General features: G+C 70.2%; 25 protein-coding genes and 2 pseudogenes. 17 read left to right on the forward strand and 10 right to left on the reverse strand.

Annotated features, from left to right (window positions below):
- Window positions 1–198: 198 nt before the first annotated feature.
- Window positions 199–1,407, forward strand: coding sequence for an RNA-guided endonuclease TnpB family protein (locus tag P3T29_RS25695; RefSeq protein ID WP_280719003.1), 1,209 nt, complete (start codon window positions 199–201; stop codon window positions 1,405–1,407).
- Window positions 1,408–1,543: 136 nt separating this feature from the next.
- On the opposite strand, the gene P3T29_RS25700 is transcribed toward P3T29_RS25695, so the two are convergent.
- Entirely contained in the window at window positions 1,544–1,786 is a 243-nt protein-coding gene (locus P3T29_RS25700) for a hypothetical protein (protein WP_280719004.1), read from the reverse strand.
- 134 nt (window positions 1,787–1,920) lie between these two features.
- Between P3T29_RS25700 and P3T29_RS25705 the strand changes: the two genes are divergently transcribed.
- From P3T29_RS25705 to P3T29_RS25715, 3 genes and pseudogenes are all read left to right on the forward strand, one after another.
- Window positions 1,921–2,238: a DUF6087 family protein gene (locus tag P3T29_RS25705; protein WP_280719005.1), complete on the forward strand. Its 318-nt coding sequence runs from the start codon at window positions 1,921–1,923 to the stop codon at window positions 2,236–2,238.
- A 645-nt stretch (window positions 2,239–2,883) separates the two neighbouring features.
- A pseudogene (locus P3T29_RS25710) lies at window positions 2,884–3,000 on the forward strand (methyltransferase); the annotation flags it as partial.
- 72 nt (window positions 3,001–3,072) lie between these two features.
- Entirely contained in the window at window positions 3,073–3,540 is a 468-nt protein-coding gene (locus tag P3T29_RS25715) for a hypothetical protein (RefSeq protein WP_280719006.1), read from the forward strand.
- Window positions 3,541–3,691: 151 nt separating this feature from the next.
- On the opposite strand, the gene P3T29_RS25720 is transcribed toward P3T29_RS25715, so the two are convergent.
- Complete coding sequence (locus P3T29_RS25720; RefSeq protein ID WP_280719007.1) at window positions 3,692–4,738, reverse strand: methyltransferase; 1,047 nt, start codon at window positions 4,736–4,738, stop codon at window positions 3,692–3,694.
- Between the two features lie 81 nt (window positions 4,739–4,819).
- Entirely contained in the window at window positions 4,820–5,830 is a 1,011-nt protein-coding gene (locus P3T29_RS25725; protein WP_280719008.1) for a methyltransferase, read from the reverse strand.
- A 214-nt stretch (window positions 5,831–6,044) separates the two neighbouring features.
- Here P3T29_RS25725 and P3T29_RS25730 point away from each other — a divergent pair, with 214 nt between their 5' ends.
- Window positions 6,045–7,241 carry a cytochrome P450 gene (locus P3T29_RS25730; RefSeq protein ID WP_280719009.1) on the forward strand — a complete coding sequence of 399 codons (1,197 nt, stop codon included), beginning with the start codon at window positions 6,045–6,047 and terminating at the stop codon, window positions 7,239–7,241.
- Between the two features lie 6 nt (window positions 7,242–7,247).
- On the forward strand, window positions 7,248–7,478 hold the full coding sequence (locus P3T29_RS25735) for a ferredoxin (protein ID WP_348532866.1): 231 nt from the start codon (window positions 7,248–7,250) through the stop codon (window positions 7,476–7,478).
- Between the two features lie 134 nt (window positions 7,479–7,612).
- On the opposite strand, the gene P3T29_RS25740 is transcribed toward P3T29_RS25735, so the two are convergent.
- Window positions 7,613–8,119 (reverse strand): MarR family transcriptional regulator, encoded by a 507-nt coding sequence (locus P3T29_RS25740; RefSeq protein WP_280719010.1) that lies wholly within the window; start codon window positions 8,117–8,119, stop codon window positions 7,613–7,615.
- Between the two features lie 137 nt (window positions 8,120–8,256).
- Between P3T29_RS25740 and P3T29_RS25745 the strand changes: the two genes are divergently transcribed.
- Entirely contained in the window at window positions 8,257–8,862 is a 606-nt protein-coding gene (locus P3T29_RS25745; RefSeq protein ID WP_280719011.1) for a hypothetical protein, read from the forward strand.
- Window positions 8,863–8,909: 47 nt separating this feature from the next.
- Window positions 8,910–10,271, forward strand: coding sequence for an NAD(P)/FAD-dependent oxidoreductase (locus tag P3T29_RS25750; protein ID WP_280719012.1), 1,362 nt, complete (start codon window positions 8,910–8,912; stop codon window positions 10,269–10,271).
- Between the two features lie 169 nt (window positions 10,272–10,440).
- On the opposite strand, the gene P3T29_RS25755 is transcribed toward P3T29_RS25750, so the two are convergent.
- Window positions 10,441–11,289, reverse strand: a complete 849-nt coding sequence (locus tag P3T29_RS25755; RefSeq protein ID WP_280719013.1) for a patatin-like phospholipase family protein — start codon at window positions 11,287–11,289, stop codon at window positions 10,441–10,443.
- Window positions 11,290–11,374: 85 nt separating this feature from the next.
- On the opposite strand from P3T29_RS25755, the gene P3T29_RS25760 reads away from it, so the two are divergent.
- Window positions 11,375–12,025 (forward strand): TetR/AcrR family transcriptional regulator, encoded by a 651-nt coding sequence (locus tag P3T29_RS25760; RefSeq protein ID WP_280719014.1) that lies wholly within the window; start codon window positions 11,375–11,377, stop codon window positions 12,023–12,025.
- A gap of 17 nt (window positions 12,026–12,042) precedes the next feature.
- On the opposite strand, the gene P3T29_RS25765 is transcribed toward P3T29_RS25760, so the two are convergent.
- Window positions 12,043–12,411 (reverse strand): VOC family protein, encoded by a 369-nt coding sequence (locus tag P3T29_RS25765; protein ID WP_280719015.1) that lies wholly within the window; start codon window positions 12,409–12,411, stop codon window positions 12,043–12,045.
- Between the two features lie 382 nt (window positions 12,412–12,793).
- On the opposite strand from P3T29_RS25765, the gene P3T29_RS25770 reads away from it, so the two are divergent.
- Window positions 12,794–13,078 (forward strand): hypothetical protein, encoded by a 285-nt coding sequence (locus tag P3T29_RS25770; RefSeq protein WP_280719016.1) that lies wholly within the window; start codon window positions 12,794–12,796, stop codon window positions 13,076–13,078.
- Window positions 13,079–13,233: 155 nt separating this feature from the next.
- Here P3T29_RS25770 and P3T29_RS25775 read toward each other — a convergent pair whose 3' ends face one another.
- Complete coding sequence (locus P3T29_RS25775) at window positions 13,234–13,437, reverse strand: DUF397 domain-containing protein (protein WP_280719017.1); 204 nt, start codon at window positions 13,435–13,437, stop codon at window positions 13,234–13,236.
- Window positions 13,427–14,326 carry a helix-turn-helix transcriptional regulator gene (locus P3T29_RS25780; RefSeq protein WP_280719018.1) on the reverse strand — a complete coding sequence of 300 codons (900 nt, stop codon included), beginning with the start codon at window positions 14,324–14,326 and terminating at the stop codon, window positions 13,427–13,429. The genes P3T29_RS25775 and P3T29_RS25780 overlap by 11 nt, the downstream gene beginning before the upstream one ends.
- A gap of 128 nt (window positions 14,327–14,454) precedes the next feature.
- Here P3T29_RS25780 and P3T29_RS25785 point away from each other — a divergent pair, with 128 nt between their 5' ends.
- The 3 genes from P3T29_RS25785 (at window position 14,455) to P3T29_RS25795 (ending at window position 17,526) form a co-directional block, all read left to right on the forward strand.
- Window positions 14,455–14,745: a hypothetical protein gene (locus P3T29_RS25785; RefSeq protein ID WP_280719019.1), complete on the forward strand. Its 291-nt coding sequence runs from the start codon at window positions 14,455–14,457 to the stop codon at window positions 14,743–14,745.
- Window positions 14,742–14,963: a hypothetical protein gene (locus P3T29_RS25790; protein WP_280719020.1), complete on the forward strand. Its 222-nt coding sequence runs from the start codon at window positions 14,742–14,744 to the stop codon at window positions 14,961–14,963. Before P3T29_RS25785 ends, P3T29_RS25790 begins: the two co-directional genes overlap by 4 nt.
- Before the next feature lie 406 nt (window positions 14,964–15,369).
- Window positions 15,370–17,526 (forward strand): radical SAM protein, encoded by a 2,157-nt coding sequence (locus P3T29_RS25795; protein ID WP_280719021.1) that lies wholly within the window; start codon window positions 15,370–15,372, stop codon window positions 17,524–17,526.
- A 43-nt stretch (window positions 17,527–17,569) separates the two neighbouring features.
- Here P3T29_RS25795 and P3T29_RS25800 read toward each other — a convergent pair whose 3' ends face one another.
- Window positions 17,570–18,190, reverse strand: a complete 621-nt coding sequence (locus P3T29_RS25800; protein ID WP_280719022.1) for a hypothetical protein — start codon at window positions 18,188–18,190, stop codon at window positions 17,570–17,572.
- A 70-nt stretch (window positions 18,191–18,260) separates the two neighbouring features.
- Between P3T29_RS25800 and P3T29_RS25805 the strand changes: the two genes are divergently transcribed.
- The 4 genes and pseudogenes from P3T29_RS25805 to P3T29_RS25820 form a co-directional block, all read left to right on the forward strand.
- Window positions 18,261–19,355 carry an aldo/keto reductase gene (locus P3T29_RS25805; RefSeq protein ID WP_280719023.1) on the forward strand — a complete coding sequence of 365 codons (1,095 nt, stop codon included), beginning with the start codon at window positions 18,261–18,263 and terminating at the stop codon, window positions 19,353–19,355.
- On the forward strand, window positions 19,352–20,185 hold the full coding sequence (locus P3T29_RS25810; protein WP_280719024.1) for an endonuclease/exonuclease/phosphatase family protein: 834 nt from the start codon (window positions 19,352–19,354) through the stop codon (window positions 20,183–20,185). The genes P3T29_RS25805 and P3T29_RS25810 overlap by 4 nt, the downstream gene beginning before the upstream one ends.
- A 156-nt stretch (window positions 20,186–20,341) precedes the next feature.
- A complete protein-coding gene (locus P3T29_RS25815) occupies window positions 20,342–20,896 on the forward strand; it encodes an isochorismatase family cysteine hydrolase (RefSeq protein ID WP_280719025.1) in 555 nt (184 codons plus the stop codon).
- A gap of 3 nt (window positions 20,897–20,899) precedes the next feature.
- A pseudogene (locus tag P3T29_RS25820) lies at window positions 20,900–21,163 on the forward strand (FAD-dependent oxidoreductase); the annotation flags it as partial.
- Between the two features lie 36 nt (window positions 21,164–21,199).
- Here the strand turns inward: P3T29_RS25820 and P3T29_RS25825 are convergent.
- Entirely contained in the window at window positions 21,200–22,903 is a 1,704-nt protein-coding gene (locus P3T29_RS25825) for an MFS transporter (protein WP_280719026.1), read from the reverse strand.
- Window positions 22,904–23,006 lie beyond the last annotated feature (103 nt).

The raw sequence follows: 23,006 nt of genomic DNA on the forward strand, positions 1-23,006 counted from the left end.
TCTCCCCGATGGAGTTCGAACAGCAGCACCACGCAGCAGCTAAACTCTCACTCGCAGCATGAACCCCTGTGTCCACAATCCGGGGGTCACCTCACTTTGTCACGAAAACCAAGTGCGCGTGAAGCACGAACGCACAGTGCCTGCCTGTACGGATCTCCTGATACTCAGCCATAAACCAACTGTAGTACGGTGATTGTCATGCAGCTCCGGTACAGCTTCCGCATCCACCCGACGATAGGTCAGCGCGTTTCGCTGGCCCGTGCGTTCGGGTGCGCGCGGACCGTCTGGAACGATGCGCTGCGGCTGGTCCAGCCGGTCAAGGCGGCCAACAAGCTGCTCGGCAACCCGCGCAAGCGGATCGCCGAAGGCCCGTACCAGCGGATACCGAAGAGCGCCGATCTGTCGAAGCTGCTGATCACCGAGGCGAAGAAGGCCGAGGAACGGGCCTGGCTGGCCGACACGTCCCCGGTCGTCCTTCAGCAGGCCCTACGGGACTTCGACAAGGCTTGGGCCGCGCACGAGGATTCCAAGTCGGGTAAGCGCACCGGCCCGCAGATCGAAGAGCCCCGCTTCAAATCCCGCAAGAACAACCGGCAGGCGATCCGGTTCACCGCCAACGCGAGGTTCTCGATCACCGGTCAGGACCGTCTTCGCCTGCCGAAGATCGGTGACGTCAAGGTCACCTGGTCGCGTCGGCTGCCGTCGGACCCCACGTCGGTGACGATCATCAAGGACCCCGCCGGACGGTACTGGGCCTCTTTCGTGGTCGAGACCGAGCCGCAGATCCTGCGCGAGACCCTTGTGGACGTGGGCATCGATCTGGGGTTGACCCACTTCGCGATCCTGTCCGACGGCCGGAAGATCGACAGTCCGAAGTTCCTGCGCCGGGCCGAGAAGAAACTGAAGAAGGCCCAGCGCCAGCACGACCGAAAGGCCAAGGGAAGCAACAACCGGGCCAAGGCCCGCGTCAAGGTCGCCAAGATCCACGCCCACACGGCCAACGCCCGACGCGGCTTCCACCACAAGCTGAGCACCGAGATCATCGGCGACAACCAAGCCGTCTATCTCGAAACGCTCACGGTGCGCGGACTCGCCCGGACTCGCATGGCCAAGTCCGTCCACGACGCCGGATGGTCCAGCTTCGTCAGCATGCTGGAGTACAAGGCGATCAAGCACGGCCGGACCGTCATCCGGGTGGACCGGTTCTTCCCTTCGTCGCAGATCTGCGCGGACTGCGGGCACCGCGACGGCCCCAAACCGCTCCACGTCCGGACGTGGACCTGCACCAACTGCGGCACCGCCCACGACCGGGACGTCAACGCGGCCCGCGCCGTCAAGTTCGAGGGACGCCGTATCCGGGCGGCCCAGCAGCACATACCGGGGGACGTACCGGCCCTCACCGGGTGACCGGGTGAGGTAAACGCCTGCGGAGCCTGGTAAGACCCACCGGTCGGCAATCGGAGGGCACGGGCGCGACTCCCCACCAGGGGAAGGAACCAGGAACCAGGTAGCACGCCCTCGCGGAGCGGTTGCGCGGGACGCGCTAGGAATCCCCGACGTTCACGCCGGGGAGACTGGGAGTCAAAACTCCCACCCGCGTTTCCTCGGCCACTACCACGATGCCGCGCAAGGCCACCGAGATTTCGTCGCGTACCTTGACGACGGCCTGGAGGCGTACCTGCGCGGCTACCTGTTCTGGCTCGACCGGCAGCGCGAGCCCCGGCCCGGCGAAGCCCTTCCCCGCCTCTAGTGTCCACTGCCTGAGTGATCTTGGTTGGTACGTCATGATGCGGTGATACGTCGCCATGAGTTGTCCGACGTCCGGCGGGAGTTGGTGCGGCCATTGCCGCCCACGTCCGTGACGGGCTGTCCGTACTCCTCAGGCGGGCGTGACCCTTTGACGATGCCTAGGAGGTAGCCGTGGGTGAGGAATTCGAAGAGCCGCTGGAGCTGTGGGCGGCGCGGCGCGAGGCACTGCGCCGCCCGGTCGGCGAGCGCCGTGTGGTGCGCGCCGACGGCCTCCGGCGGGCCGCGCACGTCGACCCCGCCGTGCCCCGCGTGGTGGAGGAGTGGGACGGCGTCCAGTGGGTGATCGTCGCCACCGCCGAGGACTACGCCGCCGGGCAGCGCGCCTCCCACGGCATCCGGGATGCCCACACCCGGACGCCTGCCGGGAACGGGCCCGGAACCGGTGGCAGCATCCCCGCTGCGGGGACCGGCCGGCACCGCAAGCCCTGACAGAAGTCCTCGACGCTCCGCACTTGGTACGGGGGCTTCTCCGGTATTTCTGACGGAGCGTCAGAAATGAAACACCTGGCTCTTTGCTGGCCGGCTTTCGTCCACTCCTGGCAGCCCTGCGACTCGAGACGGGGTTCGACCTCAATCAGGGTGCGGTTGCCTACCACTGGCAGGTCAACAGGTACGACACCTGGGGCTCGGACTCCCATTCGTGGAGCGGCGGCCTGGGGTTGACACCTCCTGGACCGGCGAGTGGGAAATCGCACTGCTGCACGACCGTGAGGACCACCTCAGGCGAGTCATCGCGTACGTCGCCCCAAAACCTGGTTGAGCGCACGACAGCGGTGGTCAGCCGACCGTTCGTTTGCCGGGACCCGACGGTTGGGCAGCGGGCGATCGGGGTCGAGGCCCGTCGCTTGAAGGTTCGGATGGAGAGTCCTGGACGGCGGTCTGCCTGGGGGAAGAAGTCCGTGCTGGTCTCCCGTCGGAGCGGACGGCCGTCGTCGCCGTGCATTCCGGAGAGGGCAGAGCTGTCTTCCCGTCAACTCTGCGCGACTGCTGAGACGGTAGGGAGCTGGGCACGACCGCGACAATGAGGCCCGCGTCAGTCTCAACGCCGCCGGATTCCACCCGGAGGTCGTCACCGGCGACGGCGCCAAGGGCTGGGGCAGGCGAGCCCCCTACGCGCGTACCGTCGCCACCTGCGCAGTCCGGCGCGTCCCACTCCCGTGGATCGAGCAGACGCGCCCCGGCGGCATCATCCTCACGCCGTGGGACAACCCGTGGATGTGCTGGGGCCTGCTGCGCCTGGTAGTTGGTCGGAATGACGTCGCGGTGGGCAGGTTCTCCCCGTACTCCGCGTTCATGCTGATGCGCACCCAGCGCACCTCGCTGCGCATCCACGGCGACGTCGTCCGCGAGGAGCACGAGCCGGACGGGTCGACGTCGACACTGCCGCGCCGGGATGTGGTCTGGGGTGACGCCGGGTTCGCCGTCGGCATGCGCCTGGGCGACGTCGCCCACACCTGGGAGGACGCGCCCATGGAGGGTGTCCATGACCGGCTCTGGCTGACCACCACCGACGGGACGTCCTGGGCTGCCGTGGACCACGACGGGGGCGACGACGACGTGTTCACCGTCTCCCAGCACGGCCCGCGCCGGCTGTGGGACGAGGTCGAAGCGGCGTACGCCTGGTGGGTGGAGAACGGCCGTCCCGGTCCCGGCCGGTTCGGTCTCTCGGTCGCGTCCGACGGTGGTCACCGCGCATGGCTGGACCGGCCGGTGGATGACTGGCAGCTGTAGCCGGCGCTCTGTGGTCGGCGCCCGGCTCAACGGCCGCCCGCGCAGGCGCTCGGCCGGGAACCCCGGCCGAGCGCCTGTGGACTGACCACGTGGTGCAACGGCCCCTGGAGACCGCCCTGTTGCGGGGGCCCGCAGCACATCTGACGGAGCGTCAGGCCGCGACGGCCTCCAGCGCGTAGTACAGGAACGGGCAGGGCAGCGGCGTGACCTTGGTGAGCCGCAGGCCGGAGGCCGCGAACAGCTGCTCGAACTCGGTGAGGGTGCGCTCGCGGCCGGTGGTGACCACCATCATCTCGATGTCGAAGATGGCCGCGCCCAGGGCCTCGAGCGGGTCCTCGTTCTGGCGGCCCTCGGACAGCACCGAGGAGAACACCACGACCCGGCCGTTCCTGGCCAGGCCGGACCGGATGTTGTCCAGGATCTTCTTGCTCGACGCGTCGTCCCAGTCGTGCAGGATGTTCTTCAGCAGGTACCCGTCGGCGCCGGCCGGGACGGAGTCGAAGAACGAGCCGGCGGTGATCTCGCAACGGTCGGCCACCCCGGCGTCCTTGAGCACCCCGGGGGCCTCCAGGACGCCGTCCGCCGTGTCGAAGACCGTCCCGCGCAGGGCGGGGTTGGCGGCCAGGATCGCGGCCAGGTGGGTGCCGTTGCCGCCACCGACGTCGATCACGTGCCCGAACCCGGTGAAGTCGAACCCCCTGGTGATCGCGGGCAGTTGGACGGCGCTGCCGGCGCCCATCGCCGCGTGGAAGCGCCCCGCCAGCTCCGGGTCGCCCCCGAGGTGGTCGAAGAGGCCCTTGCCGTGCACCAGGTTGAACGCCGGCTTCCCGGTCCGCACCGACTCCTCCAGCGCGCCCCATGCCTGCCAGACGGCCGGCGCCGCGTGCATCGCGTCCAGCGGCGCGGCCTGCACCGGCGAGTCGCTGCGGTACATGCCGCCCAGCACGGTGAGCGAGAACCGTCCCTGCGCGTCCACCGCCAGCAGGCCCGCCGTGGTGGCGGCCCGCAGCAGGCGCAGCAGGAACCCGGCGTGGGCCCCGGTGGCGGTGGCCAGCTCGTCGGCGGTCAGCGCCGAGGCGGCGAGCGCGTCGGGGATGCCGAGCCGGGACGTGACGCCGCCGATCTGGTTGATGGCGAAGCCGAAGAGCACCGGCAGGTACTCGGCCGGCGTGGGCTGGTCGGTGCTGGAACTGCTCATGGCGCTCCCTAGGTGTGAGATGGCCGGCCCCCGGGGCCGGCCCGGTCGGTCCGGCCGGTCGCTCCGGTGAGGTCGGTCCGGTCAGTCCTTGTGGCAGATGACGAGCGTGTCGAAGTCGGCGAGCGGCCGGTGCGTCACCGTGCAGAACCCGGCGATCCGTGCCTGCCGGCCGATCTCGGCGACGGTGTACTCGCCGCCCCCGTCGGTGACCAGCAGCATGTTCAGGCTGGCGACCAGGTTCTCGGTGTTGTCGCTCCGCTCGCCGAGCATCCGGTCGTAGACCAGCAGCGTCCCGCCCGGGTTGACCGCCCGGTACGCCTTGGCCAGTAGCTCCTGGCGCTGCTGCGCGTCCCAGTCGTGCAGGATGTGGCCGAACACCAGCACGTCCGCGCCCGGCAGCGGGTCGCGGAAGAAGTCGCCCGGGTGGAAGACCGCCCGCCCGGCCTGGACCGGCCCGGCCAGGTACTCGCGGAAGAACGGCTCAAGCTGCGGCAGGTCGAACAGGTGCCCCTCCAACTCTGGCCGTGCGACCAGCAGTTGGCCGAGCAGGTTGCCCCGGCACCCGCCGACGTCCAGTAGCGAGTGGTACTCGGTGCCCTCCAGCGCGGCGATCAGCTCCGCGCCCAGGCCCTGCGTCAGGCCGTCCATCATCCGTACGAAGTGGCCGAGCGCCACCGGGTCGTCCAGCAGCGCGGTGAAGTCGCCCTGGGCCTGCGGCTTTCCGGTGCGCAGCGCCTCGGCCAGGCGCCCGTACACCGGGTAGAGGTTGAGGTGGGCCCCGCGCAGGAAGCCGCCGACCGCGCCGGGCCGCCCCGGGACGAGATAGCGGCTCGCGCCCTCGGCGTTGCCAAAACGCCCGTCGCTCTCGCGCCGCAGCAGGCCGAGCGCCGTCAGCAGGCCGAGGAAGTCGCCGAACCCCCGCCCGTGCAGGCCGAGCCGTCGGCGCAGCTCGGGTACGGTCGCCGGGCCCTCGTCCAGCACGGCGAACAGGTCGAGCTCGACCGCGGTGAGCAGTGCCTTGGCATCACAGAACTGATTGCCCAGCCGGAGGATACCGGCCGCGGTGCCGACATCCGGAGCGGTTGCAGTCATGCCGGGTCTCCTTTTCCAGGTCGCGCCATTCCGGCCGCGAATCTCGCAGCGCCGGATGGAGGATGACTAGAACCGGGCTCGTCCCCCGCCCGCGTCCCGGACCCGGCCCGTCCCCCCGGCACCCCGGGCTCGACCCGGCGTCGAGCCCGCCCCCACCGCCCCCGCCCAGAGTTGGCCCGGCGAAGTCCCGCCACGCAGACGAGAGAGGTGCCAGGTGAGTCCGAAGTGCCCGGTCAGCTACCCCTTCCCGTGGGCCCCCGCACCCGACATCCCGCAGGACTGGCGGACGATGCGCGAGGGCCCGCTGCTGGAGATCACCCTCCCCAGCGGTGACCCGGCCCTGCTGGTCACCCGCTACAAGGACGTCCGCCGCCTCTTCGCCGACGAGCGGCTGAGCCGCAACACCGCGCGCTACCCGGCCTCCAGGATCTCCGCCAACAACGACCTGTTCGGCGACCCCGAGATCGACAACGACCCGCCCCGCTACCTCGTCGAGCGCAGCATCGTGATGCGCGCCTTCAGCGCCCGCCGCCTCGAGGCGCTGCGGCCCGTGGTCCGGCAGATCACCGCCGACCTGATCGACGAGATGGAGGCGGCCGGCACCCAGGGCGAGCTGATGGAGGCCTTCGCCTTCCCGCTGCCGATCCTGGTCATCTGCCACATGCTGGGCGTCCCCCCGCAGGACCGGGACAAGTTCCGCTCCCTGATCGACGGTTTCCTCTCCGTCAGCCGCCTGCCCGACGAGGAGGTGGAGCGCTGCCGGATCGAGTACTGGGACTACCTGACCGAGCTGATCGCGGCCAAGAAGGCCGACCCCGGCGACGACCTGATCAGCGAACTTCTCCGGGTCAGCGCCGAGGACCCCGAGAAACTGACGGACTATCAACTCCAGCACTGGATCAAGACACTGCTGATCGCCGGCTACGTGACCACCGCCTCGCAGATCGGCACCGGCATGGCCGTCCTGCTGCACCGCCCGGCGGTCGCCGACGAACTCAAGGCCGACCTCTCACTCGTCCCCTCGGCGGTCGAGGAACTCCTGCGCTACCAGATCATGGGCACCTCGCTCGGCTCCCTGCGCTACGCCGTCGACGACATCGACCTGCTGGACGGCACGATCATCCCCAAGGGCTCCACCGTCCTGCTCTCGGTCGAGTCCAACATGGACGAGGAGGTCTTCGCGGACCCCACCGAACTCGACATCCACCGCGAGGACAACCACCACATGACCTTCGGCGCCGGCATCCACTTCTGCGCCGGCGCCGCACTGGCCCGGATGGAACTGCAGGAGGCCACCGACGGCCTGCTGCGCCGCCTGCCGGGCCTGCGCCTCGCGGTGCCCGGGGAGAAACTGGTCCGCCCGGTCGGAGGATTCCTGGCCGGCTACGACGACATCCCGGTGAGCTGGTGACCTGCCGTGACTGAACTGCGGGTGACGGCCGACAACGAGACCTGCGTGACCAGCAGCCTGTGCGTGTTCCGGCTGCCCCAGGTCTTCGACCAGGACGCCGAGGGCCGCGTGGTCGTCCTCGACCCGAACCCGCCGGCCGAACTGCGCCGCGACCTGCTGCGCGCCAGGCGCGGCTGCCCGACCCGCTCGATCAGGGTGGAGGGCGAGGGCGTGCCGCAGGAGGAGCCGCTGGGCTGAGGGGCCCGGCGGCGGTTACCCCTGCGGGGGGACGAGGGTGGGGCGTGGCCGGTCGACGGCCACGCCCCACCTGCGTACGTCCCCCTACGTCCCCGCTCGTCCCCGCTCGTCCCCGCACGGGCACGCCCGCCCGCTCAGCCGCCCTCGGCGAGCCGGGTGGCGTGCTCGTGCTGCTGGCGGGTGGCGAAGCGCAGGAACTCGGTCATCCGGGCCAGCGTCGGGACGTCCAGTCCGCGCAGGTACTCGGCGCCCTCCTGGGCGATGGGGGCGAAGATCTCGGCGACCATCGCGTAGCCCTTCTCGGTCGGCTCGACGGTCACCCGGCGCCGGTCGGCGGTGTCCCGGGTGCGGGCCGCGAAACCGGACCGCTCCAGCCGGTCGATGGCCGTCGTCACGCCGCCGGTGGTCAGACCGGCCGCGGCCGCCAGCTCGCCGGGGCTCATCGGGGTGGGGCTGAAGAGCAGCTCCAGGCAGCGCAGGTCGGTGCGGTTGAGCCCCAGCCGGTCCGCGACGCGCTGGTCCAGGGTGTCGCTGGAGCGCTGGAACTCCTGCATGACGTGCCCGAACTCCTCGATCAACTCCTCACGGGCGTCGGTCACCTGCTGCTCCTCGTGCTGCTTGTTGCGCTGCTGCGCTGCCACGGCGGGTCCCCTCCAGGATTTGTCTTGACATTCTAGCGAACTCGGTCGTACCTTAATCCCAGGGAAGCCGCTAGAGAATCTAGGGGCTAGATCACCTACTTAATCGAACTTCTAGCGTCCGGTCGAAGGAGCCCCCCATGACCAGCCTCTCCAAGGCCAGCCTCCCCAAGGCCGCCGCCCGCCTGGTGTTCGTCCCGCAGGTCCACCACCTCACCCTCGACGTCGACGCCACCCTGGAGACCCTCTACACGACCCGCTTCGACGGGCCGGCCTCCCGGATCACCGACGAGGGCGACGGGACCGTCACCATCACCCGGCGCGGCGCGATGCACCCCTTCGACCTGGCACGCCGCAGCGCACACGTCACCCTCAGCCCCGACGCCGCCTGGGACATCGAGATCCGCGGCGTCGCCACCCACGTACAGGCCGACCTGACCGGCCTCCCACTGCGCTCCATCACCATCACCGGCGGCATGAGCGACGTCCGGATCGTCCTCCCGCACACCGACCACGTCGTCCCCGTCCACTTCGCCAGCGGCGTCCGCAAGACCACCCTGCTGCGCCCGGTCTCCACCCGCGCCACCCTGCGCGGCGACCGGGGCTTCACCAGCCTCTCGCTGGACGGACGTTGGGTCGGCACCCTGGTCGAGGCCGACTGGCAGAGCGCCGAGCCCCCCGAGACGACACCCGGCTGCTACGACATCACCCTCGCCTCCGGCAGCAACCACCTGACCATCGCCTGACCCGCCCAACCCCCATGCACCGCACACTCGAACAGGAGAGTCCTCCTATGTCCAACGCCCCTCTGCACGTCCTGGTCATCGGCGCCGGCTTCGGCGGCCTGACGCTCGCTCACGGCCTGCGCCGCGCCGGAGTCTCCGTCGCGGTCTACGAGAAGCACCGCAGCCGCACCGACGGACTGTTCGGCTACCGGGTCGGCATCGACCCCACCGGGAACCGGGCCCTCAAGGAGTGCCTGCCGCCGCAGCTCTTCGACACCTTCCTGGCGACCTGCGCCCGCACCCCGATGTACTTCAACGTCCTGACGGAGAAGAAGAAGAAGACGGCGGCCGTCCCGCTGCGCGGCGACGCCGACCTGATCAACTCCGAGCGCTCGGTCTCCCGGCAGACGCTGCGGCAGGTGCTGCTGACAGGCCTGGAGGACGCGGTCCACTTCGGCAAGCAGTTCACCCACTACGAGCAGCGCGCGGACGGCACGGTGGAGGCGTTCTTCGCCGACGGCAGCTCGGCCACCGGTGACGTCCTGGTCGCGGCGGACGGCGCGCACTCGGCGGTCCGGGCCCAGTACCTCCCGCACGCCAAGCTCAAGGACGCCGGCATCATCACCATCGGCGCCAAGGTGCCGATGAGCCGCGAGGCGCTGGCGCTGCTGCCCCGGGAGTCGCAGAAGGGCCTGTCGCTGGTCTTCGCCCCCAAGGGCTTCATGTGCATCTGGCACGTGATGGAGTTCCGCTGGGACGAGCGCGGCGGGATCAAGGACAGCGCGGCGGGCAACGACGCGGAGCTGCTGCGGTCCTGGCCCGGGCTGCTGTTCGACAACACCCGGGACTACATCTCCTTCGGCATCTGGGCCTCCACCGACAAGTTCCCCGCCGACGTGATGCAGCTGCGCGGCAAGGCCCTGATCGACCTGGTGCTCAAGCTCACCCCCAACTGGCACCCGGACTTCCGCAAGCTGTTCTCGATGGCGGACCCGAGCACACCGTTCCCGCTCAAGATCGCGACGTCCGAGCCGGTGCCGAGCTGGAAGCCCACCAACGTCACGCTGCTGGGCGACGCCATCCACACCATGACACCCGGCCAGGGCGTGGGCGCCAACACCTCGCTGCGGGATGCCAGCCTGCTCTGCCGGGCGCTGGCCTCCGCGCAGAACGGCACCAAGGACCTGATCGGCGCGATCGGCGCCTACGAGGCCGAGATGGTCCCCTACGGCTTCGCCCGGGTCAAGGACTCCCTGGCGGAGAACGGCACCTCCGGTGACGACCCGCTGCACAAGCCGGTGATCGGCCGGGCCGTCCTGGCCGGCGCCCGGACCTACTTCAAGGCCATCGACAAGATCCCGTCGATGCAGCGCAAGTTCCTGGACGACCTCTACACCTACCGCGGCGCCGAGGACGACACGGCCGCGTAGCGGCGGCACACCAACACCGACACCGCCGAGGACGGGCGGGGCAGGCCGAACCGGCCTGCCCCGCCCGCCGCTGTGCGGTGACCGCACCAGCCCGGGGGCCCTGTCCCTTTCGTCAAGCGGCTCATCCGCCGACCTGTCGCCGCCCACGCATCACCGCCCTGATCGGCGGTCAGTCCGCGTCGGCTGCTGCCTTCCACATGGACCGGAGTTGCGCGTCGATGTCGCCGGCCTGGCGAAGACCCGCCTGGTAGGCCGGTACCCAGGCCGCCAAGTCGCCCGGGTCCGAACCGAAAGCGCGCACCGAGGCCGGATCGGGGCCGATGGTCACCACGGCGTCGGCCCCCACGGCCGCCAGCTGCTGGTCGAGTGGCTCGCGGGGAAACAGGTGGGCCATCGGCTCGACCACGACCAGCGTGCGGGCTCCGGCGGCGAGATCGGCGTTGGGGCCCGCTCGCAGCGCACCGTCCATGTACCGCCGGCCGTCGATGGCAACGGGCGGCGCGGCCCCGGGGAAGGCGCTGCTCGCCGCCACCGCGTGCACCAACGGCACGCCGCTGTCGCGGTCCCACACCACGGGCTCACCGGTGGTCGCGTCCACGGCGGTGATCAGCAGTCGCCGCTCCGGCCACGCGTCCGCACCGATCAGGGCGGCGCGCCCCGCGATCAGCGCCTCATCGGCCCGCGGATCGGTGCTGTCGAGCGCGAGCCGGCCGACGCGGCGCCTGGCCTCGCCGGGTTCCAGGCTGCGGTCGCCGAGCACGGCGAACACCGCGCCCGTCCGCGCGGGGTCCGCCTTGAGCCGGTGGGCGGCCGGGCGATCCGAAGTCGCGAGCCGCCCCGGGTCCTGGCCGGTGGCGAGTAGCGCGCCGACGATCGCGCCGGACGACGTGCCGACGGTCAGGTCGGCCTCGCCCAGATCCACGCCATCGCGGTGCAACCCGTAGGCCAGCCCTGCCATCCACGCCGTGCCGACGTGACCCCCGGGGCCCAGGACGAGTGCCCGGTCGAAGGTGTACATGCTGGTCTCCCCTCGTTAGTGAAACAGTCGTACCATATACTCGCTGACGCTGTCTCAATTCCGAGCCGCTGAGAGGAGAACCACCATGGGGCGACCCGCAGATCCCGCCCGGCGCGAGCGCACACTGGCGCGGGCGACCGACTACGTGCTGGCGCACGGCCTGGCCGGGCTGAGCCTGCGACCCCTGGCCGCGGCCCTCGACACCAGCCCACGGATGCTGCTCTACGACTTCGGCAGCAAACAGGAGTTGGTCGCGGCGGTCCTCGCTGAAGCCCGCCGCCGGGGTGCGGTGCGCCTGACCGAACACCTTCCGGCGCAGACGGGCTCCGTGCAGGAGCGACTGCGTGGCATCTGGGCGTGGATGAGCGCAGACGAACGTGCGCCGTTCGTCCGGCTGTTCTTCGAGGTGCACGCCGACGGCCTGGTCCACCCCGAGAACTACCCCGACCAGGGGCAGGCGATCACCGACTGGTTCGACACTCTCGGCGCCACCTTCCGCGACGTCTCCACCGGTCCTGACGACACCGTCACGCCCACGTTGGTCATGGCCGTCGTCCGGGGCCTGCTGTTCGATCTCACCACCACCGGCGCCCGCCACCGCACCGATCGTGCGCTGGACCGCTTCGCTGAACTCCTCCACCGCAGCGCGGACGAGCCCGACGCCCACCCCCACCCCGGCCGGCAGGTCGTCGTCACCCGCGCCCAGCCGCACCGGGGCAACGACCGGCCGAACTGACGAGCGGGCTCTTGGCGTCAGCCTCTGGTCAGGCAGAAGGGATGCCCGGCAGGGTCGGTGAAGACCCGCCACCTGTCGCCCCCCGGTTGGTACCCGGGCTTGACCGCGCCCAGCTCCAGGAGCAGGGCCTCACCCTCGTCGAGGTCGTCGACCGCGAAGTCGAGGTGGAATTGCTGCGGCGCGGCCTGGTCGGGCCAGCGCGGCGCCTGGTAGTCGTCAACCCGTTGGAAGCCGATGAAGAGCCCGTCCTCGCGGGTGAGTCCAGCGAAGTCATCGTCGGACTCACGGGCGAGCGCGAGCCCGGTGGCCCGCGCATAGAAGCCGGCCAGCGCCTGGGGATCGGGGCAGTCGAGTGTTATCGCCGTCAGCTTCATCTTCGGGGGCACGGCAACTCCGTCTCGGCATAACGCTCACGGGCACAGGTCGCGTCCCACCGTACTGACCGGGCTGCAGACTTGGCGACCCGGCTCCGCGTCAACGCCGAACCGCAGCGCAGCTACGACGCCGGGGAACAACCGATCCAGCGAAGCGCGGCCGACGTTGTGCACTTGCCACAGCCGCACCGGCTCCGCGCCAGTGGTCCGGTGGTGACTGAGCGTCAGGGATGGCACGGTCGCGCGTTTCCAGGACGTACTGGCGGGGCTGGCGCAATCCGGCTGCGGTCGCCATGATGGGGAGCGAGGGAACCTCCCCGGGGGCCGTCGACGCGGAACGTCGAAGCCGGGCCCGCGCCTACACGCGTGGGGGCCCGGGGAATGGATCCCTCCCATGGACACGATCCTCCTCACCGTAGACGCCGTACTCGGTGTTCTCGGCTCTGCCCTGTCCCTGTCGGTGGAGATTGTCCGGGCGCGACGGCGTGCCCCCGCTCAGCAGCCCAACTGCCCCCAGGGGCAAGCGCAGTTGCCAGGCCGGGGCGACGACGTGGACCCCCGCCTGCCCGGACAGCACCGCGACGCCGAACGCCTCGTCCGCGACCCCGCCACCCACACCGTCTGGTACACCGGCGACCACTGCACCGACTTCCAGCAGATCTCCTCCGGCTGCTCCTGAGCCACCGCCGCCACCGGCCGCCCCGACCCGGCCACCGCCCTCGCCGCCCTGCCGGCGCCCCCGCACCGGCGGCTCCGCAATGTGCCGAGCCCCCCGTACCTTCCGTGCCCTCGAGCGGGCGCGGGTGGTAGGGGGCTCGGTGTACCGGAAAGCCGTCAGACGTCGCCGAAGGCGCCGTCGCGGGTGGCTGCGACGAACGACTGCCAGGCAGCGGCGGAGAAGACCAGCACGGGCCCGTCAGGGTCCTTGGAGTCGCGGACCGCCCCGGGGTTCGCGTCGTCAACCTCGATGCAGTCTCCACCGTCCGCGTTGCTGTGTGTGCTCTTCCGCCACTGGCGGACAGTCTCGTCAGGCTGCATCGCGTTCGTACCCCTCTTGTGCTGCGTTGATCATCGCCACGGAGTCCCCGGGTGACAGAGCTTGTGCCCTGAGCAAATCGTAAGACTCACGGAGTACCGCGAGTTTCTCCGGCTCGTCCTCAAGCTCTCCTGAGCGGCTTCCCTCAACGTAAGCGACCAAGGAGCGTTCTGAAGTAGTCAGCAGCGTAAGGGAACCGCCGAACTCGGCATGCTGCCCGGAAGTGAACGGGAGAACCTGAATCGTCAGCGTAAGGGAACCGCCGAACTCGGCATGCTGCCCGGAAGTGAACGGGAGAACCTGAATCGTCACATGGGACAGGGTGGACATGGTGAGCAGCGCCGCCATCTGGTCGCGCATCACGTGCGGCCCCCCGATGGTTCTCCGCAGCGCTGTCTCATCCAGGATGAACCAGTACCGACCAGGCGTGACACCGTGCAAGCGCTTCTGCCTGTTGAGTCGTGCCGTGACCTTGTCGTTCAGTTCCTGGTCGCTGCCATGCGGGTTACCCGTGGCCATCAAAGCCCGCGCATACGACTCGATTTGCAGCAAGCCCGGCACGGCAGCTGTATAGCTCTCGTGGACGGCGGCGTGTGCCGCCAGTTGCATGAACCGCTTGTATCTGTCCGGGAATTCCTCCTTCCGTGCGAGCGGGTACAGGCGGGTGAACACACCGTCCGTCCCGAATGCCGAGTCGAGGGCCGCCGACAGCTCCGGAGGTGGCATGGACTCGGCGGTCTCGACGCGCCCCAGCACGCTTTTGCTGTGGTTCACGATCCCGGCGAGCCGTACAAGGGACATGCCCGCCTGCTCGCGCCTGCTGCGCATCTCGTAGCCGTACAGGTCCCGGGCCGATCGTTCGGGCTGCAACGGCTTTGGTTCGAACGGCATTTCGGCGCCTCATCTCGATGTGTCCCACCGTCAGGAACCGGGACATCTCACCTCTCGCCACCGTACTACTCCGCGCCGATGCTAGGTAGCAGAAAGCGACGATGGCCCATGGGAAGGAGTGCGTAGCAGTGACCGGACTGGAGAGCGAGAGGGGGCGGCTGATCAGCCGTCACCGGACCATGGCGGAGGAGGCGGCCGATGCCCTGATGGCGGCGCTCAGGCTCGCGGACCTGCCGCCGCTGGTGTCACTGTCCCCGGTGTACGCCACGGGGCACGAGTACGGCGGGCACGTGGCACTCGGCGGAGCCAACGCCCGGACCGTGATGGCGATCGCGCAGTACATCGCGGAGCACGCCGAGTGCACCGGCCGGATCATCCCCGGCGAACTGCTCACCCTGCGCCGGGAGTTGAGCACGTGAATACGACCGTCGGCGGCCCCGAGTACCTGCCGGCCTGGGCGTACCTGCTGGGCGGCCCCAGGCCGATGGACCGCGACGACCCGGAGTCCGCCGAACGCCCGCCGCTCGACCCGGAAGAGCACGCGGGCAGGCCGCTCGACCCGGAGCAGCGGGAGCGGCGCGCCGACCTGCTGGCCCGCACCCGCGAGGCCAACCACCTTGCCCGGTACCCCTGGTGACCAGGGCCGACGCCTCAGGGACACCCCTGCGGATCCGTCTGCGCAGGCCACGGTACCTGGCGGTGGTCGAGCGCGCTGCCGAAGTGCGCCGTGTCGGCAAGGCGCGGCTGGACGACGCGCTGTTCAACGTTGTCCGGGAAGCGCTCCCGGAGCGCTCGCCTACGAGATTGCGGAAGCGGCACAGCTGAGCCCCGCCCCGATCGGGGCGACCAGAGACCGCGCTCCCCACGGCCCCGCAATCGGCCGGAGTAGCGCCCGGGCGGCTTGCTGGACAGCCCCTGCAGAGTGCGACGCGTCCGAGGCCCCGACTGGTCGTCGTCCTCAGTGGCTTCTCGCTGTCCGGATGCCCGGTCACGCCCTCGTGCGGCCCTCTCATGCACTGCCACCTCGCAGAGATGAGGAACGAATGAGCATTGCGATCGACCTCGAAACACCCGTGAATCGGCTCCGTGCGGCCCTTTGCGCCGCGCTGGACGGCCCGCTGACGACCGGTGCGGACAACGCCAAGGACCTCCTGATCTCGCCCACCCGGCTGCGGGAGCACCTGGAACTGCACCACGGCGCCCAGACCGGACGCATTCGGATCACCGGGACGCTGGACCGCAGACTCGTACTGATTGAGCGTCAGGACCGCCGGTGGGTGGTCGCCGACCTCTCCGGCCGCCCCCACGACACCCGGCACTGGCCGGCCTGGCTGGCCGGGCACATCGACATCAACACCCCTGCCTCGTGGCTCTCCCTCGCTGATGTCGATGACTACGCCGCGTACCGGTTCTCCCGGCCCCGCACGCTCTTAGCCGCTCTCTACCATCCGGAGCACTTCCCGCTGCCCCGCTTCCCGCTGGGCATCAGCGACGTGGCCCGCGCCGCGCGCTCCACCCTTACCGGAGGCGTCGAACTCTGCGACATGCAGCTCGGCGTGACCCTTGCCGATCTCGTCGAGCAGGTCACCACCGACCCGCCGGACATCCTCGGTATCTCCGCGACGTTCGGCCAGCACGACCTGATGACCGAACTCCTGGACGCCGCCTACGGGCCGACCACGCCGCCGCTGATCGTGGCCGGAGGAAGCCTCACCGCCCGCAACGAAGCCCTGCTACTCGAGACCTACCCGGACCTGCTGATCGCCCGAGGCGCGGGGGAGTCGACCATCAAGGATGTCCTCGCGCACTGGCACGGCGACATCCGCCGCGAGGAGATCCACGGCATCGGCTACAACGGGGCCTCGCGCGGCGCCGGGACGATGGCGATCGGGCGGCGCCGGACCGCGAAGCCGGTCAGCAGCTCGCAGGACGACATCCTGTTCGAGCTGGACCTCCTCCCCGACACGTTGGAGCTGGGCGGCGTCGGCCAGTGCGAATCCTCGCGGGGCTGCACGAACTTCTGCTCGTTCTGCCCCCGCGGGCACAAGGGCCAATGGCATGGCGCGCAGCCCGACAGGCTCCCGTGGCTGCTGGGCGAGATCGGCCAGGTCTACGACCGTTATCCGCACGTCTCACGGACGCTGTACCTGGTGGACGAGGAGTTCATCGGGCGCGGCCAGGATGCCGTGCCCCGTGCCCTGGACATGGCCCACACCCTGCACGACGCCGGATTCAAGTGGGAGACCAGCTGCCGCATCGACCAGGTCGCCCGGCCAGACTGCGACCGCAACTGGCACATCGAGCGGGCCGGCATGTGGCGCACGCTCATGGAACGGGGCCTACGCCGTTGCCTGTTCGGCGTCGAGTCCGGCGTGGACTCGATCCTGACCAGGTTCAACAAGGAGACGACCGGCGACCAGAACGCCCAGGCGATCCGTACCCTGTCCGCCCTCGGCGTGCCGACCCGGTTCACCTACATCTCCTTCGACCAGCTCATGACGTTCGATGAGCTGCGGGCCACGTACGACTACCAGGGCCGCACCGACCTCCTCCTTCGTCCGATGCCGGGTGTCGCGGTCGAGGAGATCGTCGAAGGCGTGCAGGACCCGCAGTGGGTGGCGGCGAACTCCAGTGGCCGGCCTTTCCACAGTGCGATCTCCTACCTGCTGGTCAGCATGGAATGCCTGGTCGGCGCCGCCTACACCAGGCAGGCCCAGGCTGCCGGACTGACCGGTGAAGTACGGCCCTCGATGGGCCGGGTGGACTCCCAATTCGCGGACTGGCGGATCGGGGTGGCCAGCGAGTGGGCCCAGCTGTGGGTGGACCGGAACTTCGCCCTCGACTACACCTTCAAGTCGCTGGAAAAGGTCCTCGACGGCGCGCCGTGGCAGGCGGTCCGCAGTGCCCGGGTCGTCCTCAAAGACGCCGCGTACACCGTCTTCGGGCACCTGGTCCGTTCGATTGAGGACACCCCGGAGGCGATCGGTGCTGATGGCGGGCCGGCGGCACTGTCGGGCCGGATGCAGGGGCTGCTGGACCTTGAGATCACGTCGCTGGCCGACCGTATGGCCGCAGTGGTCGAGCAGGTACGCCAGGAACTGCTCGGGAGCCACGTGTGGGTGCTGGACTTCGAGCACGGCCGGTGGGTCCACCAGGGCGAGTGGCGGCTGATCAACGCGTCGGACCCGTGCGGGACCTGACCTTGGTGGGCTGCTCCGGAAGCTGAGGCAGCCCACCGAGAGGTCACGCGTCGGCCTTCTCCGGGATCGGCACCCAGTTGAACTCTGGGCAGAACCGCCGGTAGGTGACCAGCTTCCAAGCGGCGTACTCGTCCAGTCGGCCGGCGGCTCGCAGGAGGTGCTTGACCCAGGTGTGGCAGATCCGCTCCTCCTCGGTCATCGTCCCGCCGATCTGGTCGAGCATCCGGCACGCAATCTCGAAGTCCTCGACGGTCAGCGCGCTCAGGTCGGTCTCCACGCCGTCCACGGTGAAGGAGAACACCAGCCGAGTGGTGGAGAACGAGGTGTAGCGCTCACCGAGGAACGTCGTGCGGTCGGCGAGGACGCTCATCAGGCGCTCGCGCTCGGCGACGGGGAATCCGATGCCGAGGTCCAGGTCCGATGCCTCGAGGTTGACGCCGATGCCGAAAGAGCCGACATCACGGGACTCGTGCCCGGTCCACTCGCGGACCAGGTCAGCGGCCTTGGCCCGGACGGCGTGAAGCCGGTCGTCGTGCGCGCGCATGGCGGCGTAGAAGAACACGGCACGCCCGTACTCGGCGTCGGGGAAGTCGGATCGTTCCGCCCAGCCCTTGGCGGTGATTGTGTCAAGGTCCAGAGCTGCGGGGTGGGGTGCGTGAGTCACAAGGAGACCCTAGCCATCCCGTATCCCGGTATGCAGCGGTTTGCCAGGAAAACGACCATAGGAGAAGAAGATGACTGATCGGATCGAAAACCGTACACTCGCCGGCCAGTTGATCATCAACCCCGTCGGGGTGGGGTGCTGGGCGATCGGCGGCCCGGACACTAACCTCGGCCTGCCGATGGGCTGGTCCACCGCTGACGACTCGCAGTCCCTGCGCGGCCTGGAGCGGGCCTTCGAGCTCGGGGCGAACCTTCTCGACACCGCCGACGTGTACGGGCACGGCCACTCCGAGCGGATCATCGGACGGTTCCTGCGGACCGTGCCCCGCGACCAGGTGGTCATCTCCAGTAAGGGCGGCTACTTCGCCGGAACGGCCGAACACGCCTATAAGCCCTCCCACATGGCACGCCAGCTGGCCACCACCCTGGAGAACCTGGGCACCGACCGCCTCGACGTCTACTTCCTGCACAACAGCGAGTTCGGCCCCGGTGATGTCTACCTGGACGAGGCGTTGGAGCAGATGCGGGACTTCCAGCGCCAGGGGCTGATCAAGACGATCGGGATGCGTGGGCCGCACCGCTTCGCCACCGAGCGCCTGACCGTCCCGAAGGAACAGCGCGGCGACAAGCACGCCCGGTTCCGGGAACTGTTCGAGCGCATCCGGCCCGACTACCTGGCCGTGCGGTACAACGCGCTGACACCACCCGCGCCGGCCGGGAGGGACGACATCTTCGCCTTCGCCGCCGCGCACGGCTGCTCGGTGCTGGTCAACAAGCCGCTGTCCCAGGGCCTGCTGACGGGCAAGTACGACCCGGCCGCGCCGCCGGTGTTCGGCGACGGCGACCACCGGCGGCGCAAGGCGTGGTTCACCCCTCGCGCACTGCGCACGATCCAGCAAGGCATGGAGCCGCTGCGGGAGCGGTTCGGCACCGAGCGCGGCGATCTGGTGCGGGTGGCGATCCGTTACTGTCTCCAACGCGCCGACAACGCCGCAGTGCTGGTGGGCTTCACCACGCCTCAGCAGGTCGAGCAGAACTACCAGTGCCTGGGCGAGCCCCTGTCGGAGGCCGACATGGTGTTCATCCGGGAGACCTCCGGCGCGCTCCAGAAGTCGTTGGACGCCTCCGGTGAGGTCTTCCTCGACGAGTTGGAGACCCCGCAGTGACCACTTCCACGGATCAGCTGTCCCTGTTCACCAGCCGGGCATCCGGGATCGAGCCGTCCAGCACCGAGCTTCGCGCGGTCATCTTCAACACCCAGCACGCGGCGGCGACCCGCGCCCGCGCGCAAGTGGACTGGCTGGCGGCCCAGCAGGGAGCCGATGTGCTGGTCCTCACCGAGGTCGGCGCGGGCCCCGGTGGCGACGCCCTGGTCCGGGCGTTGGGTGAGGCCGGGTACCGGTCGGTGGTCGCACCGCAGGGCGGTGGGGACTACCGGACCGTCCTGGCCGCGCGGGCGGCCGGCCTGAGCGCGGTGTCGTCCCCGGTGACGGTGATGCCGTACCGCTTCCCGCTCGCACGGCTCACCGTCGCCGGTCGTACCGTCACCATCGGCGGCCTGTACGTCCCTTCGCGGGGTTCGAAGGAGCGACGCAACGAGGACAAGCGGGCCTTCCAGTCCGCCGTGGCCGCCGCGCTGCCGACACTGGTGAAGGAGACCAGTGGCCTGTTCGTGCTGGCCGGAGACCTCAACGTCCTCGAGCCCGGTCACGAGCCGCATTACGCCGTCTTCGGCGCCTGGGAGTATGACTTCTACCGCGCGTTCGCGGGGGCTGGCCTGATCGATGCCTTCCGCACACTGCATCCCGACGCCGCCGAGCACAGTTGGTTCGGGCGCGGCGGAAACCCTTACCGCTTCGACCACGCCTTCGCCCCGGCCGCCCACCAGCACCTGATCCGCTCGTGCTCCTACCTGCACGAGCCGCGCACCGCCGGTCTGACCGACCACTCCGCCATGGAACTGACGATCGCTCTGAAGGACGAAGGGAAGCCGTGATCGGCTCGGACAGCGCGCGCCCCGCGCCCAGGAGACCGCTCAGCATGTCCTGATGCGCGAAGCTGTCGTCAACACCAGCGGCCTGGCCGCCCGGATGCGCGCCGCCCAGGACGCGCTCCGGGACACCGTCGGCTGACGACAAGGAGAGGGGAACCGATGGATTCCCGCGCGGCGCTGATCGTCGTCGACATGCAGAACGGATTCCTCAACGACCACACCCGGCACCTGGTCCCCGTGGTCGCCGACCTCGTCGATCAGTGGACCAAGGCCGGTCGGCCGGTCGTGTTCACTCGCTACCTCAATTATCCCGGCAGCCCGTTCGAGCGACTCATCCACTGGACCCGCCTCCGGGACGCCCCCGAGACGGACCTCGCCCCCGAACTCCACGACCGCGCCCACCGCGCCGCCGCAGTCATCGACAAGCCTGCCTACAGCTGGTTCACCCCCGAAGGAATCGCGCTGGCCGCTGCGGAAGGCTGGCGCGACCTCATCTTCTGCGGCGTGGCCACCGAGAGCTGCGTCCTGAAGTCGGCCGTCGATGCGTTCGAACGCGACTTCACCCCATGGGTCGTCACCGACGCCTGCGCCAGCGACGCCGGCCCGGACGTTCACGACGCCGGACTTCGCATCGCCCGCCGCTTCATCGGCGCCGGCCAGCTCATCACCACAGCCCAGCTCCTTGCCCGCCTCACCGAGCCCGCTCCGGACTAGGACATGACCGCCATCCAACCCCCGCCCAGCAGCGATCTGATCATCATCGGCGGCGGACCCGCCGGCTGTGCGGCCGCTGTTATGGCAGCCGGCGTCGGCATGCACTCCGTCCTGATCGAGCCGAAGTCCCTCTGCCACACCTTGCATCGCATCCCCGCGATCAACAACGTCCTCGGTGGCCACAGCACTGGCCCACACCTCGCCGACGCCGTCACTGCCGACGTCCAGCGGGCCGAGCTCTGCCAGGTTCTGCACGGTCGGCACGTCGAAGCCGCAGCAGCGCGCCTGCGGACACCGGCCCCGTCATCCCCGCGACGCGTCCGCCCGGGCCCCCGCGCCCACCGCCTCCGGCGTGGCGGCCCGCTGCGCGTCCTCGGGTGCGCCGCTCGCGGCGGGGCGGGGGAGCAGCGGGGTGAGCAGCAGGACGACCAGGAACGCGCCGGCGGGCCAGCGCAGGCTGCGGGAGGCCGCGTCGGCGAAGTCGGCCCGCATCGCGGCCCGGACGGCCGGGGCGGCGACGCCGTCGGCCTGGCCGTCGCGGCAGCCGGCCGGGACGGCGTACGGGTCGAGTGCGCCGGTCCGCTCGACCACGCAGCGTCGCAGGCCCGCGACCGCCGCGTCCTGGGCGGCAGTTGACGTACCGTCAGCTGTCAGGGTGGCCCGCAGAGCGGGTTCCTGGGCGCGGGCGTGGGCGGCGCCGCCGGTGCCCAGCAGGCCGAAGAAGACCAGCCCGATCAGCCCGACCCCGGCCGCCGACGCGAGGTAGACCGCCGCGTTGGCCAGGCCGGCGCCGCTGCCGGCGTCCCGGCGCGGGACGCCGGCCAGGACCAGGTTGATCAGGATCGGCACGATCAGGCCGAGCCCGCAGCCGATCGCGGTCAGGCAGCCGAACAACGGCCAGAAGCCGAGGGGGTCGTGGCCGATCACCACGCTCAGCAGCAGGGTCGCGCCGGACACCAGGACGCAGCCGGCCGCCAGCAGGGCGCGGCCGATCCGGGGCGCCAGGGAGACGGCGGGCACCCCGAACAGGCACACCCCCAGCACCCAGCCGGTCATCGCGCAGCCGGTCTTCAGGGCCGACCAGCCCAGGCCGATCTGGGTCTCCCAGATCACCGGCATCTGCTGCGAGAGCAGCGCCGCGTAGACCAGGAGCAGCTGCACCATGCCGGAGGTGAACGAGCGTTGGCGGAACAGCGCGACCGGGATGAGTGCGCGCTGCGGCCCGCTGCGGCCCTGGTGCCAGGCGATCAGCAGGGCCAGTGGCAGGACCGAGGCCAGTGCGACCAGCATCCAGGCGGGCCAGCCGGCCGCGCGGCCCTGCTGCAGCGGGTACACCAGCAGGCCGGACAGCAGCGCGACCAGCAGGACGCCGGTCAGGTCGATCCGCAGCGGCACCTCGGACCTGGACTCGGGCAGCAGCAGCATGGTGCCGGCCAGGACCAGGACGCCGACGGGTACGTTGATCAGGAAGATCGCGCGCCAGCCCAGTCCGAGCAGGTTGTCGGTGGCCAGGAATCCGCCGAGCACCGGGCCGGCCAGCTGGGCCAGGTTCATGACGGTGCCGTAGACGGCGAAGGCCGCGCCCCGGCGGGCGGGCGGGAACAGCAGCTGCAGTACCGCCAGGACCTGGGGGACCATCAGCGCGCCGAAGCCGCCCTGGACGAACCGGGCGGCGATCAGGACCCCGGCCGACGGCGCGAGCGCGCAGCACGCCGAGGCGAGGGTGAAGCCGGCCACCCCGATCAGGAAGACCCGTTTGCGGCCGTAGATGTCGCCGAGCCGCCCGCCGGGGATCAGCAGGACGGCGAACGCCAGCGCGTAGGCGGCGACGAACCACTGGGCGGCCGCGTAGCCGGCGTGCAGGTCCCGCTGGATGGCGGGGGCCGCGACGACGGCGATCGACAGGTCGAGCATGTCCATGAAGGCGGCGAACAGCACCACGAGGAGCGCCGGCCAGGCGCCCCGGGGGATGGCCTCGGACGGCCCGGGGATGGTACGCGTACGCATGGGAACCCTTCTGCAAGCGGCCCCGGGCGGGCTCGGCGGGGACCTCGGTCAAGGGACCCGCCGAGCCCGGGTTGAGCTTGTGTCAGACCTCGATGTCAGAGAC

This window comes from Kitasatospora sp. MAP5-34, from assembly GCF_029894335.1.
In the GTDB taxonomy this organism is placed as follows: Bacteria; Actinomycetota; Actinomycetes; order Streptomycetales; family Streptomycetaceae; genus Kitasatospora.